The sequence below is a fragment of the Draconibacterium sediminis genome (assembly GCF_000949475.1).
In the GTDB taxonomy this organism is placed as follows: Bacteria; Bacteroidota; Bacteroidia; order Bacteroidales; family Prolixibacteraceae; genus Draconibacterium; species Draconibacterium sediminis.
The window spans coordinates 488,992-501,960 of the sequence record NZ_JRHC01000005.1; the positions used below are offsets into that span (position 1 = coordinate 488,992).

Sequence of the window (12,969 nt, forward strand, 5' to 3'; positions counted from 1 at the left end):
ACTCGCAGGGTAATATTAAATGCAGGGAAGGGGTTTATCCATTAAAAAGTACGGCAACTGGTTCTTTTGCCAAACCATTTGTAGCGATTATTGGCCACAAAACGATACAAACTATCGCGCCAGCTTTTAGGTAGTAGCTTAAACGCAGTTAGCCAATTCCACGGAGCTTTTAGGTGTTTACAGATTTCAAGTACTGCATCCGATTCAGAAAATATCTTATCGTTTTGAATAAGCACTACGGCGTTAATTTCAAGCGGCAAATCAAACTCCTTTAAAATTTGTTGCCCTTCTTCCGATTGTAGCGCCAGAAGCTTAAAATCGTTCTCCTGCGCTTTTTCTATAATGAAATCCACGGCGGAATTACAGAGCTTACAAATCCCGTCAAAAAGAATTATTTTTTGATCTTGCTTCACTTGAGTTGAACAAACAAGTTGCCCGAGAGTTTGAAAAAGCAAGGTTCCTGCTTTTCCAAAGCATGTTTAGAAGTGCATAAGGCGAGTGACGATACATTGAAATAAGGAGTCAGGTATTTCTAAAATAATTCCGGGAAATAAGGATGCAAATCCAGTGGATCATCCATCATTTCCATCTGTTTTTTAAGTTTTACAATGAGTTCTTCTTTAACTTCTTTGAAGGCGGCATTCTCAGCCAGGTCATTCATTTCCAGCGGATCGTTGTTCAGGTCAAAAAGCAGTATTTTTTTTGCTTTCGGGTAAACAATTAGTTTGTAATCATCGCTGCGAACCATACGCTGCAATTCTGTGTAGGCTCCGTATATTTCCGGATATGAACTTTGATTGGCACTTTTATCGATCAGCGGAATTAAACTGTTAAACTCCACGTACCCGGGTTTGTCAACACCGACCAAATCAAGCGAGGTAGCCATTATATCCTGGAGATAGACCTGCATGTCGCGTTTTTCGTTTTCAGGAATATCCGGCCCCACAACAATTAACGGAACACGCATGCTGTGGTCGTACATATTTTGTTTTCCAATCAGCCCGTGGTGCCCAACTGAAAGTCCATGGTCAGCACTAAAAAGTATGTAGGTGTTTTTGTCCAGACCGGTTTCCTTCAGGTGAGTGATAATACGGCCTATCTGTTCATCCATGTGGGTAATAATTGCATAGTACTCCTGGCGATGAACCTTGATGGAATATTCGGTGCGGGGAAAAGGTGCCAATCGCTCATCGCGCAGGTCGGGGCCACAACCGATACTGTCTTTGTAAGGGTACAGCTCCAGGTAATTTTCAGGCACTGAAACATTTTCCAACGGATACATATCCACAAATCGTTTTGGCGACTGGCGCGGATCGTGCGGTGCATTAAAAGCCAGGTACATAAAAAACGGATTTTCGCTTTGTTTGGCCATGTTCAGGTAATCGATGGCGTTGTCGGCCACTACTTCGCTCCAGTGTTTACCTCCGCTCCAATATCCGCCATATTTTTTGTGCCAGGGTAACCAGGTAGTATCTTCCGGCATTTGAGGCCTGTTGTAAGCTTCGGGTACCGATGGCGGCATTCCGGGGCGCACATGACGCACATGCTGAAAAATACTGTCGGCTGCCATTTTTACGTGCCACTTTCCGGTCATATAAGTGTCGTAACCCGCATTCTGCATTAAAAGACTCCAGAACTGGTTGTTGGCTTTCATTTCGGGGTAATCTTTTTCCGACTCTTTGGCGCGCCATATAAATCGTCCTGTGTTCAGCATACAACGGCTGGCCACACAAATGGCTCCGTTCCAGCCTCCCATGTTATAGGCATGGGTAAAAGTTACACCCGAATGGGCAAGTTTATCAAGGTTGGGAGAAATCACTTCGGGAATGCCCAGTACAGAAATGCCTTCGTAAGTTTGGTCGTCGGCAAAAATAAACAGGATATTGGGCTTTTTATTCTCTTGTTGAGTCTCGATACAGGAGACAAATAAAAACAAAACTGCAGTAACAGCAAGAATTAGGTTTTTCATTGTTGATTAGTTTGCTGCTATAAATTTAAAAATATTTGGGAATCTACGGAGATCAGAAGAAGGGTATTCAGGTTAAGTGATTAGTGACCCAGCCCCATCAGCCAGGTTCGGTCACTCGCGATTAACATTTTATTTATTTGTAGAAAAATCTTTTATCAATCCCAGGGCTAACCAGTTGGCCACAGCCTGGCGGTTGTCGGGTATAACCAAACGTTTTACATCGCGCTCATGGTTCATATTGCCCAGTTCAATAAAAATGGCAGTTGGCCAGGTATTTTTAACCACATACAAAGGTCGGGTTGATACTGTGCCGGTGTAACCTCGATTGGGCTGAACTTCGTGGTATTTCTTTTCAATCGTGTCACGAAGAATTTTACATGCTTTTTCACCGGTTTCACTGCGTTTGTCGTGATAGAAAAAGATATCGATATTTTCGCTTCGTCCCCTGGAATCAATATGTACCGCAATCATCCTTTGAAAAGAACCTTTGTGTTTTTTATAAAGCTGATTAACCGCATCAGTACGTTGACGCAATCGACGGGTATGATTTAGAGGGATAGTGAGATTGGGATAACAAACTTCATCCTTGTCAGCTTTCAGAGTAACAGCATCTCGAATTCCGTCGTTTTTATCGCGGGTAATCATATAAACTGTTGCGCCTTCTTCTATAAGACGGCGAGCCAGTCGCAAAGTAACATCATAAGCATATTCATCTTCACATACCAGATTCCCATTGTATTTTCCAACAGCGCCGGGGTCAGGGCCTCCATGGCCTCCAACCAGGTAATAAACTGCCCCTTTTAAATTGTTACTTAAGATCTCAATATCGGCATATTCGCTGCCAAAAATATCGTAATGCACCATTTTTCCGGTTCCTTTTGATGGAGTGGAACTTGATGCAGGCGTTGCCTGCAGTTTTGCTGTGTCAGGAAGTTTGTATTTTACTCCGGCAAGCAGGGTATTATTTCGCCCCAGATTGCTTTTGTTTAAAGTAATAAAGTCATCCATATACTCGGCTGATGATAAGCCGTGCCTGGTTAGCAAACGGTAAATTCCATCGCCTTTTAGTGCAACAACTTCCTTGCTTTGCGAAAGGCTGTTAAAGGGAAGCAGAATTATCGCCAAAAATAACACGAAAGTTATTTTGGTAACTGATTTTATATGTAAGTTTAACCCGAACATGTTCACTACTATTTTGTTTCCTTTGAACAACATTAATGCTAAAATAGAATTAACGGAAAAAAATCTGATTTATTTATGCGACAAACTATCAGCTACCTGTTGTTAATAACTTGCCTGTTATTCACTTTTTCGTGTACAACACAGTTTGTTCAAAAAAGTTATGAAATCGAGAATGTTTCTGTCTCAGAAGAGGTTGGAACAATGGATAGTACTATTGTAGAGCTTTATACTCCATATAAAAATATACTTGAAAAAGATATGAACCGGGTGCTGGCCATCTCTGAAAATGAACTGGTTAAAGACAAACCCGAAAGTTTACTGACCAACTTTTTGGCCGACTTATTGCTCGAACAGGGCGCAGTTGTAGCCAATAGCCAGCAACTGAATTTAAAGCCAGCTGTTTCGTTTTTTAACTACGGTGGTATCCGGTCAGCACTTCCAAAAGGGGAAATTACCGTTGGAAATATTTTTGAGTTAATGCCTTTCGAAAATGAACTGGTTTTGCTGGAATTAAAAGGCGACAAAATGCAGGCCTTTCTCGATTATATTGCCGATCATGGAGGAGGTAGTGTTGGCGGCGTACAAATGGTTATTGCCGGTGATAAAGCTACAGAGGTGAAAATAGGTGGCGAGGAGATTAATGCTGATAAAAGTTACTGGTTGGTAACCAACGATTATGTGGCAGCCGGTGGCGACGGACTTGAAATGTTAGCCGAAAATGAGCAGTTTGTAAACACCGGTGAAAAAATACGTGACGTAATAATTGATTACCTGGAAGAACTGGCTGATAACAATCAGCAGGTTAACCCAAAACTGGATGGGAGGATTAGATAATGGATAGAAGACGATTTATAAGAAGCGTTGCCGCCGGAACAGCCGGAATTACTTTAGGAACGGTACCTTACGAATTATTTGCTCACGAAGATTTCATTACGATTTCGATATTGCATACCAACGATATTCATTGTCATATCGAGCCATTTACCGGCACAAACGAACGTTATGCCAACAAAGGTGGTTTGGCACGTATTGCCAAACTGGCCACTTTGCAGCGACAAAAAAATCCGAATACTTTGTTGCTCGACGCGGGTGATATGTTCCAGGGAACGCCCTACTTTAACTACTTTAAAGGTGAGTTGATGTTAAAGGTAATGAGCGAGGCCGGTTACGATGCCAGTACCATTGGTAACCACGAATTTGATAATGGTTTGCAGGGGATTAAAAATCCGCTGCCCAATGCCGAGTTCCCGATCATTTCTTCGAATTACGATTTCTCTGATACCATTTTATCAGGAAGTTTCCCGGAGTATAAAATTTTTAAGCGCGACGGAGTAAAAATCGGAATTTATGGAGTGGGCATCGAACTGGAGAATCTTGTTGGAAAGAAGAATTACGGCGATACAGTTTATAATGATCCGCTGGTTGTTGCACAGAAAATGGAAAGTTTCCTTAAAAATGACAAGAAGTGTGATTTGGTAATTTGTCTGTCGCATTTAGGGTTACGTTACCGCGATAAGAAGGTAAGCGACTTGGACCTTGCGGCCGAAACTTCATTCACCGATTTAATTATTGGCGGACACACGCATTCGTATCTTGAAAAACCGCTGGAAGAAAAGAACAAACTCGGGCAACCTGTAATTGTAAATCAAGCCTGGTGGGGTGGTCTTGTGGTTGGAAAGGTTGATTTTGTTTTCGAAAAATCAAAGAGGAATAAAAAAGCAGTTTATTCCGATCTGCTATAATTATCAACTGCCTATGACACGTTTTCACAGGCTATTACTTTCAGCTGGTACCGGTGTATTGTTAAGTCTGCCCTGGCTCGGATTTCCTGGGTGGGTGCTTTTTATTGCGCTTATCCCGCTGCTTTATCTCGAGAATTTCTTTTTAAAGTACAAAGAAGGATTTCCTCCGGTTTCGCTGTGGGGACATGTTTTTCTTGCCGCGCTCATTTGGAATGTTTTGGCTTCGTGGTGGATGATGAAAGTTTCGCTGGCGGGAGTGGGGGCTGCCATGATCTTTAATGCTTTTTTGATGTCGCTGGTTTGGTGGGGGGCTCATTCCATCCGAAGAGAAATGTCGTCTCCGCTTGGCTATATTTCGCTGGTAGTTTTCTGGATTTCGCTGGAGTTTTTGCAGTTTCAATGGGACATTGAATGGCCCTGCCTGCAGCTGGGGAGTGTGTTAGCGAATAATGTGAAAATCATTCAGTGGTACGAATACACCGGAACTTTTGGCGGGTCGTTATGGATACTTCTATTGAATCTCTTTCTTTTTCAGTTTTTGAGGAACGTTCAGCTAAAAAGCCCACTGAAAAAAACGATTACCAGTTCAACCGTTTTACTGGTTTTGTTGGTCGTTCCCTTAATCATTTCTTTTCGGATGTATTCCTCTTACATTGAGGCAGAAAATCCAATAAACATTGCAATAGTCCAGCCCAACGTCGATCCGTATAACGAGAGGTTCGATATGGAAGCAGAAACACAAAAACTGGATGATTTTCTTCGTTTGGCAGCCAAAGTAACCAGCTACAGTACCGATTTTATTGTTGGCCCTGAAACCTTATTTGAACATCAAACACTTTGGAATGAAGCTACTTTTGAATCGAATGCTTTTTTGATTCGTCTCGATAGTTTTCTTCAACGGTATGAGAAGGCGGATATGGTTTTTGGTGTGTCATCATTTAAAGTGTACGAAAACGAGGACGATATTACCTATTCGGCACAGCACAACAACGGTATAACTTACGACCGGTATAATACTGCGATGCTTTTCACCACAGCCGGAGAGCTGCAGACCTACCATAAATCGAAATTGGTTGCGGGCGTAGAGAAGGTTCCTTTTCAAAAGTATTTCTCCTTTTTGAAGAACAATTATATTGATCTGGGAGGTGCTTCCGGCTCGCTGGGGAGACAAAAAGAAGCTTCAAACCTGGTAAGCAAAAAAGCGGTGATAGCCCCGGTAATTTGTTTCGAATCGGTTTTTGGAGATTATGTGACTGATTACATAAAAAAAGGAGCCGAAGTAATTTTTGTAATCACCAATGACGGCTGGTGGAAAAACTCACGTGGTTATAAACAGCACCTGTTGTTTTCGCAATTGCGGGCAGTGGAAACGCGGCGAAGTATTGCACGGTCGGCAAATACCGGAACCTCGTGTTTTATCAATCAGCGTGGCGATGTTTTGCAGGCAACAAACTGGTGGAAGGAAGCCGCTATTGCCGGATCGGTTAACAAAAACGAAACACTTACTTTCTATGTAAAACATGGCGATTTTATCGCCCGTACTTCGGTGTTTATTAGTGTATTAATGGTATTGCTGGTGTTTGTGAGAAAGTTCGCGTAAGGACAAAAAAATTCCGCACTAATCCATTGTGAAAACCCCTGTATAACAGGATTTGAGCGCCCGGTTGATCAAACTTCCACCGGTCCGAAGACTCATCCCGATAAATCGGGACTACAAGGCCTGCTTTTACAACCATAAAGAGCTTACTCGGTTTAATTTTTTCTGTTGAGTTTACCAATTTATAGATCAATGCGGAAAATATTTTTTCTCTCTCAATGAACTCGTTTTGTATAACTCAAATGTAGGTGTAAGCTTTGGTATATGCAAATTTTGGAGGTTAATTTTAATGAACGAAAAGGTAATGTATTGTTGGTTAGTTTATTAAATAGTAACGATTTTTATGAAATTTTCATCGTATTATATGTGTTGCTTTACCAGTTAGATATTTATGATATGTAATTGGTATTTCGGGCCGCCTTTGATAAGAAAATATAGAAAATAACACTTTATTTCGTTAGAAAATGGCGTTTTTGAACTATCATTTTTGCTAATGGAGCGGATCTTTCGAACGGCTAAAAGAACTCTGTCTCGGTGGAGAAAAAACAGGATAATGACAATTCGAAATCTCGGAATATCTTTATTTGTTGTACACCGTTGGGGCTATAGGATTTGGTTCAATTCATTCAATTCGGAATCTCATAAAAGTTCCGAAGACAATATTATCTTTTAAAATCTCTGAATCAGATTGGTTGAATACAAATACTATCCTACAATTTTTCCAATGGATACCAGGGACTATGGAGAACGTTCAAGAGCTTACAAACGAATGATAAATGGTGAATTTGATTTGAATTCCGGTGAGCGCATTCCCCGATGGCTTTGCCTCGGGGTAAGCGAACAAAACAATAAAAAAGTCCTTAACGGAATAGGATTCCTCGTCAGCTCTGCTGCGAGGAGTTTCAATTTTGGAGACTGGGATATTCATAGCCCAAATGAAAAGGCCATCTTCTCGATTAACCAGACTTCAAAATATCCGGGGTGAATTCTGACGAAATAGAAATTATTGAATCGGGTAGTGAAGCATCGTTGATTTGGACTTTCCCAAATGGGGACAATACGCAGTATGAGGTTACATTTAAGTCAAAGGCCACCTGTAATGCAAAACAACAGGTATCCTTCGAGCCCATCGGTAAAAAGGGGGGGAGTTCAGAAATTGAATTCGTTGTGAAAAGGCAAACCGAAAAGTATAGTTTTCAAACCAAAAAGATAATGCAGCCAGGAAGATTTCGATTGGTATTTGATTTAAGCCAGGTTCCTGTGAACGAAAAAATATGGTTGGATAAAATTCAGCTGACAGCTGTTGATCACTAAAATCTGAGATCTGTTTTTATTTTGAGGTTTATTATGGTTTAACTGTAATGTAAAACAGCAATCAATAAACAAAAAGCTCTGTAATTATTTCGATTACAGAGCTTTTTTGTTTTGGTGATCCCACCGGGATTCGAACCCAGATCGCAAGAACCGGAATCTTGTATTCTATCCATTGAACTATGGGACCAGTATTGGCTGCAAAAGTAACAAAATTCCCGAATGTGCACCGTCCATTTGCAAGTTATACCAATTGTATTTCAAAGTGAGCCTTTAAATTACAATGGTTAATGCCGATAGAAAATTGGAGAGGCTTTGGGAGTGAGCGAACCAAAGGCTCTGTTTAATTTCAAATCGGTATTAGCTTACCAATAAATGTTGATAAAATCGCCCTCTTCAATCATCGCACATTTTTTTATATCGCTACATTTGTCGGCATAAAGCTATGACTATGGAGGAGAGAACAGGACTGGCCATAAAGAAGTTTAACGATTACGTTGACTCTTTTACAGGACTTAGCGAAGATCAGCTTACGAATTTCGAGATAAAGAAAAACCATTCACTACGAGTTGCTGATCTTGCTTTACTACTGGCTAAAAATATGGAGCTCAACGAAACGGAAGCTCAACTGGCCTATTTAATCGGATTGTTTCACGACATCGGAAGGTTTAGGCAGCTCAAAGAATACAACACTTTTAATGATGCCAAATCAGTTGATCATGCCGAACTGGGAATTGAGGTTTTACGGCAAGGCGACTTTTTTAATGATTTGGATGAGGGGCAGGTAGAACTGATGTTACTGGCAATTAAGCAACACAATAAGCTGGGCCTTACAAAAGATTTATCGGATAAAGAAAGGCTTTTTGCCAAACTCATCCGCGATGCCGATAAGTTGGATATCCTTCGTGTAATAACCGATTATTATTCCAATCCAAAGGCAACGCCAAATCATACTTTAACCTGGGAAATGCCTAAAGGAGGTACGGTATCGAAAGATGTGTCGAAACAAATATTAAACGGAGCCCCGGTGGCTAAAGAAAGCATTAACAACGAACTTGATATTAAAGTTATGCAGCTTTCGTGGGTGTACGATTTAAACTACAGGCCGTCGTTCGAGTTAATGATGGAAAAGCGTTACCTCGAGAAAATTTATAACTCGATGCCCAAAAACGATATGGTAATTGAAATCTACCGAAAAGTAAAAGTATTTGTAGAAAACAAACTTATTGCCTGATGCAGAAAATCATAACGGTATCAACACCACAGCATAATATTCTGGTTGACATTACTCCTGATGTGGAGGAAGTAGTGAAGATGGCCGGAATAAATTGTGGTTTGGTAAACGTTTATGTACAGGGGGCAACAGCAGGAATTATGATTCAGGAAAACTGGGATAATTCGGTGCAAAATGATGTGGTTAGCCTGATGAAGAAACTGATACCCGCCGGAGCGTGGGAACACGATGCACAGGATAATAATGGCGACTCGCACCTGAAAGCCGGTTTGGTAGGGCCAGGCGAAACCATTCCGATCGTTAACGGCAAAATGGGCTTATCTACCTGGCAAAATATTTTTTTATGCGAATTCGACGGACCCCGAAATTCCCGGAATATTGTTATAACCTTAATCGATTCTGAAAGATAATGGCAAACAGGCTGGTATGTATGTGTAATTTTGTTGATGAAGCAGAGATTAAAAAACTGCTGGAAAAAGGAGCCGATTCTACGGCTCAGATTCAGTCGTTAACACGTGCCGGAACGTCTTGTGGTCGTTGTTTGCCTGTTATTGATGGTTTGGTTGAAGCGCATTTAAAAACAAAACCCAAGCCACAACAAGGAAAGCTGCGACTCGGGTTCTAAACACAACATCAAAATATTTTTTCTAGAAGTATCTTGGCGGTACCACTTCTTCTTTCTTAAATCTTAGTTCGTAAGAAATCATTACTTCGTGTGTTCCATTGCTGTAATGCTTCATATCGTTGGTAGTAAAGTCAATGAAATAAAAAAACAAAACCCAAGCCACAACAAGGAAAGCTGCAACTCGGGTTTTAAACACAACATCAAAATATTTTTCTAGAAGTATCTTGGCGATACCACTTCTTCTTTCTTAAATCTTAGTTCGTAAGAAATCATTACTTCGTGTGTTCCATTGCTGTAATGCTTCATATTGTTGGTAGTAAAGTCAATGGCATAAAAAACAAAACCCAAGCCACAACAAAGAAAGCTGCGACTCGGGTTTTAAACACAACATCAAAATATTTTTCTAGAAGTATCTTGGCGATACCACTTCTTCTTTCTTAAATCTTAGTTCGTAAGAAATCATTACTTCGTGTGTTCCATTGCTGTAATGTTTCATATTGTTGGTAGTAAAGTCAATGGCATAACCAACACGTAGTTTTTGGTCAAATATCCATTGGGCAATAAAACCGTACGAAGATCCGGTACGATACATCGCTCCGAGCCAGAATTTCTCTTTAATAAGGAAGTTTCCTGTTAGGTCGAACTGAAGCGGAGTACCTGTTTCAGATGTAAACGATGCTTTGGTAAACATGGTTGGTTTGAATTTTACATTTTCACCCATATCAAAAACGGCACCGGCAATCAGGAAATAGTGACGTAATTCTCCTTCAACCGAAAAGCTTTCCATATCATTCTCGAAGGTAGTACTCACTAATTTCGGAACTGAAAGACCTACATAGGCTCTTTTGCTGTATAAAAAGGCACCTACACCAAAGTTTGGTTTGAATGCATTTTTTATTTCACCTGCGAAATTTGGATCACCCGGGTCTAGAATAGTGTAATCTGCCAAATTGTTCGAGTAATTGGTAAAACCACCTTTTAGCCCCAGTCTCAAATTTGTTTTCTCGCTTACAGGAACCAGGTAGGAGTAATCGGCAAAAACATAAAAACGTTTTTCTAAACCGGTTTTATCGTTAAGTACATTTAATCCCAGTGCAACGCGTTCGTTTTTTAGCGGAGCCTGTACTGAGAAGGTATAAGTTGTAGGTGCTCCGTCCCAACCGGTCCACTGATGGCGTCCAAGAGCCATAAAACCCACCGATTCCCATGTTCCGGCATAAGCCGGGTTTATGGTTTGTGTATTGAACATGTATTGCGTAAACATCGGATCCTGTTGGGCAGATGATGTAAATGCTGCTACTACTATTGCCAGAATCCCTAAACCTTTGATTATATTTAATTTTGCTTTCATCATTTTAAATTTTTTCAGATTGGACATTCATTAATTAATCAATTAATTATTTAGGAATACGAATCCAGTAATAGGTTCTTTACTTCCATCGTTAAAGTACAGGATGAAGTAGTAGGTTGCTGTTGGCAACTGATCGTTACCTACTTGCATATCGTGCATCGATCTGCCGTCCCACCATGCATCAACATCTCCCCAGTATTCTTCGTTTCCGTAGCGTTCCTGCTCGTAAACCAGGTTGCCCCATCTGTTGAAGATTTCTATTCTGGCATTATCGAAATCGTCTCCAAGTACTCTTTCTTCACTGCCACCCTGATCGCCTGTACAATAGATCATTACTTTGAAATAATCATTGTAACCATCCTGGTTAGGAGAGAAACCATTTGGAATGATAGGTTCTCCACATGCAAACTGCTCAGGTACTGGTGTATCGTCAACAGGATCTCTCCAGTCCCTTACAAGATCAGCATCTTTATCCTGTAAAGCAGCATTACTACTAACAGTATTTCGGTATTTATCTTTCTTGACAAACCAGTTGTCGAAAGTGTCGTAGGCATCGTCTATACCATCTTTGTCCGAATCCAGGCCAGTAGGCAGAACATCCGCGATACCATCAAAGTTAGCATCGTTTCCATCAATAATATCTTCTATGCCGTCACCATCGGTATCCGAATCCAAGTGGTCAGGAATACCATCAAGGTCCATATCAAAAGCTTCATAATAAATGTTCTCTCCATTATCATCGTAACGGTCATCCCATCCGTCGCCGTCAGAATCAGACCCAAGCGGTTCATAGTAATCTAGGCCAACATAATCTTCATGGTCAACAGCTTCGTTAATTGTTTGCTGCCACTCAACGTTATCTACAACTCCATCTCCATCAGAGTCGAGGTCAAGGCGGTCAACAATACCATCTCCATCAGTATCTATATCTGCATCCTCAACTGATGCTGATTTAGTCGGATCTAATTCGTGAATATCCAATAGACCATCATTATCATCATCAATATCTATATAGTTTGGAACACCATCACAGTCTGTATCAAGATTGATAATAATGGTTATGGTTGCTGATGAGCAATTTTCAGGATCTGCATTTGAACAGATAGTGTAAGGAATTTCAAGTAAGAAGTCCTCGTAATTATCTGTAAAGAAATTTAGATCACCCGACTCAAGGTCAATGGTAAGAGTTGATGGTATGCTATCTATAGTAATAGTAACTCCACTACTGCCAATACCTTCATCATTGCTGAGAATATTCGGGTTCCATAATATATTATTACCCGGGCAGATTACAACTTCAAGAATATCAGCAGATGCTCTCAGCGGATTAATTCCACAATCAGCTTCACCTTCTTCTACAGTTACAATAGCCGTGCATGTCGCTTCGTTTCCACATTCATCGATTGCAGTTAATGTAACTACGTTTTCACCAACGTTACCACAGAAGAATGTTTCCTGACTGATAAACATGGTGTCGATACCACTACAAGCATCAGTTGTACCAGCGTTGATATCATCAACAGATATTGTTGCAACACCATTTGCATCTAACTGAACAGTAATGTCGTTGCAGGTAACTTCTGGAGCTGTGTTGTCAGAAACAGTTACTGTTTGTGTAAATGAAGTTTCATTACCACAGTCGTCAGTAGCAGTCCAGGTACGGATTAATGTATAGCTGTTTGCACAAATTTCGTCAGTTTTTATTTCTTCAAAAACAACAGGTACGTCAGTATCGCAATTGTCAGAAGCAGTCAGCACAACAGCCTCAACAATTGCATCACACTCAGCAGTAATTTCTACTGTTGGTAATGTTTCGTTGAAAGTTGGAGCTGTATTGTCCGAAACAGTTACTGTTTGTGTAAATGAAGTTTCATTACCACAGTCATCAGTAGCAGTCCAGGTACGGATTAATGTATAGCTGTTTGCACATATTTCGTCTGTTTTTATTTCTTCAAAAA

The 12,969-nt window shown here is 40.6% G+C and carries 13 protein-coding genes and 1 tRNA gene; 8 read left to right on the plus strand and 6 right to left on the minus strand.

Features of this window, described 5'->3' with window-relative positions; genetic code table 11:
- Window positions 1–41 precede the first annotated feature (41 nt).
- From LH29_RS18885 to LH29_RS18895, 3 genes are all read right to left on the minus strand, one after another.
- Window positions 42–413 carry a thiol-disulfide oxidoreductase DCC family protein gene (locus tag LH29_RS18885; RefSeq protein ID WP_045032728.1) on the minus strand — a complete coding sequence of 124 codons (372 nt, stop codon included), beginning with the start codon at window positions 411–413 and terminating at the stop codon, window positions 42–44.
- Between the two features lie 119 nt (window positions 414–532).
- Window positions 533–1,969: a sulfatase-like hydrolase/transferase gene (locus LH29_RS18890; protein WP_045032730.1), complete on the minus strand. Its 1,437-nt coding sequence runs from the start codon at window positions 1,967–1,969 to the stop codon at window positions 533–535.
- Between the two features lie 129 nt (window positions 1,970–2,098).
- Window positions 2,099–3,151 carry an N-acetylmuramoyl-L-alanine amidase family protein gene (locus tag LH29_RS18895; protein ID WP_045032835.1) on the minus strand — a complete coding sequence of 351 codons (1,053 nt, stop codon included), beginning with the start codon at window positions 3,149–3,151 and terminating at the stop codon, window positions 2,099–2,101.
- Between the two features lie 75 nt (window positions 3,152–3,226).
- Here LH29_RS18895 and LH29_RS18900 point away from each other — a divergent pair, with 75 nt between their 5' ends.
- The 5 genes from LH29_RS18900 (at window position 3,227) to LH29_RS18920 (ending at window position 7,804) form a co-directional block, all read left to right on the plus strand.
- Window positions 3,227–3,985 (plus strand): 5'-nucleotidase C-terminal domain-containing protein, encoded by a 759-nt coding sequence (locus tag LH29_RS18900; RefSeq protein ID WP_052671084.1) that lies wholly within the window; start codon window positions 3,227–3,229, stop codon window positions 3,983–3,985.
- Window positions 3,985–4,893: a bifunctional metallophosphatase/5'-nucleotidase gene (locus tag LH29_RS18905; protein ID WP_045032732.1), complete on the plus strand. Its 909-nt coding sequence runs from the start codon at window positions 3,985–3,987 to the stop codon at window positions 4,891–4,893. The genes LH29_RS18900 and LH29_RS18905 overlap by 1 nt, the downstream gene beginning before the upstream one ends.
- Before the next feature lie 13 nt (window positions 4,894–4,906).
- A complete protein-coding gene (gene lnt / locus LH29_RS18910; protein WP_157493759.1) occupies window positions 4,907–6,493 on the plus strand; it encodes an apolipoprotein N-acyltransferase in 1,587 nt (528 codons plus the stop codon).
- Window positions 6,494–7,214: 721 nt separating this feature from the next.
- Window positions 7,215–7,475: a hypothetical protein gene (locus tag LH29_RS18915; RefSeq protein WP_045032734.1), complete on the plus strand. Its 261-nt coding sequence runs from the start codon at window positions 7,215–7,217 to the stop codon at window positions 7,473–7,475.
- Window positions 7,472–7,804 (plus strand): hypothetical protein, encoded by a 333-nt coding sequence (locus tag LH29_RS18920; RefSeq protein WP_045032736.1) that lies wholly within the window; start codon window positions 7,472–7,474, stop codon window positions 7,802–7,804. The genes LH29_RS18915 and LH29_RS18920 overlap by 4 nt, the downstream gene beginning before the upstream one ends.
- A gap of 112 nt (window positions 7,805–7,916) precedes the next feature.
- Here LH29_RS18920 and LH29_RS18925 read toward each other — a convergent pair.
- Window positions 7,917–7,991, minus strand: a tRNA-Arg gene (locus LH29_RS18925).
- Window positions 7,992–8,252: 261 nt separating this feature from the next.
- On the opposite strand from LH29_RS18925, the gene LH29_RS18930 reads away from it, so the two are divergent.
- The 3 genes from LH29_RS18930 to LH29_RS18940 are packed head-to-tail and all read left to right on the plus strand — an operon-like array spanning window position 8,253 to window position 9,660.
- Entirely contained in the window at window positions 8,253–9,035 is a 783-nt protein-coding gene (locus tag LH29_RS18930; protein WP_045032739.1) for an HD domain-containing protein, read from the plus strand.
- Window positions 9,035–9,445, plus strand: a complete 411-nt coding sequence (locus LH29_RS18935) for a secondary thiamine-phosphate synthase enzyme YjbQ (RefSeq protein WP_045032740.1) — start codon at window positions 9,035–9,037, stop codon at window positions 9,443–9,445. The genes LH29_RS18930 and LH29_RS18935 overlap by 1 nt, the downstream gene beginning before the upstream one ends.
- Window positions 9,446–9,465: 20 nt before the next feature.
- Window positions 9,466–9,660: a (2Fe-2S)-binding protein gene (locus LH29_RS18940; RefSeq protein ID WP_198152503.1), complete on the plus strand. Its 195-nt coding sequence runs from the start codon at window positions 9,466–9,468 to the stop codon at window positions 9,658–9,660.
- A gap of 403 nt (window positions 9,661–10,063) precedes the next feature.
- Here LH29_RS18940 and LH29_RS18945 read toward each other — a convergent pair whose 3' ends face one another.
- Window positions 10,064–11,014 carry a PorP/SprF family type IX secretion system membrane protein gene (locus LH29_RS18945; RefSeq protein ID WP_198152504.1) on the minus strand — a complete coding sequence of 317 codons (951 nt, stop codon included), beginning with the start codon at window positions 11,012–11,014 and terminating at the stop codon, window positions 10,064–10,066.
- 39 nt (window positions 11,015–11,053) lie between these two features.
- The gene (locus LH29_RS18950) at window positions 11,054–12,958 is read right to left on the minus strand and encodes a T9SS type B sorting domain-containing protein (RefSeq protein ID WP_449389516.1); all 1,905 of its coding nucleotides are present in this window, start codon (window positions 12,956–12,958) and stop codon (window positions 11,054–11,056) included.
- Window positions 12,959–12,969: the final 11 nt, after the last annotated feature.

Coding starts and splice junctions, on each gene's coding strand:
- LH29_RS18935 (WP_045032740.1), top strand. CDS start 9,035: ATGCAGAAAATCATAACGGTATCAACACCACAGCATAATATTCTGGTT.
- LH29_RS18940 (WP_198152503.1), top strand. CDS start 9,466: ATGTGTAATTTTGTTGATGAAGCAGAGATTAAAAAACTGCTGGAAAAA.
- LH29_RS18895 (WP_045032835.1), bottom strand. CDS start 3,151: ATGTTCGGGTTAAACTTACATATAAAATCAGTTACCAAAATAACTTTC.
- LH29_RS18900 (WP_052671084.1), top strand. CDS start 3,227: ATGCGACAAACTATCAGCTACCTGTTGTTAATAACTTGCCTGTTATTC.
- lnt (WP_157493759.1), top strand. CDS start 4,907: ATGACACGTTTTCACAGGCTATTACTTTCAGCTGGTACCGGTGTATTG.
- LH29_RS18915 (WP_045032734.1), top strand. CDS start 7,215: ATGGATACCAGGGACTATGGAGAACGTTCAAGAGCTTACAAACGAATG.
- LH29_RS18930 (WP_045032739.1), top strand. CDS start 8,253: ATGGAGGAGAGAACAGGACTGGCCATAAAGAAGTTTAACGATTACGTT.
- LH29_RS18890 (WP_045032730.1), bottom strand. CDS start 1,969: ATGAAAAACCTAATTCTTGCTGTTACTGCAGTTTTGTTTTTATTTGTC.
- LH29_RS18905 (WP_045032732.1), top strand. CDS start 3,985: ATGGATAGAAGACGATTTATAAGAAGCGTTGCCGCCGGAACAGCCGGA.
- LH29_RS18945 (WP_198152504.1), bottom strand. CDS start 11,014: ATGATGAAAGCAAAATTAAATATAATCAAAGGTTTAGGGATTCTGGCA.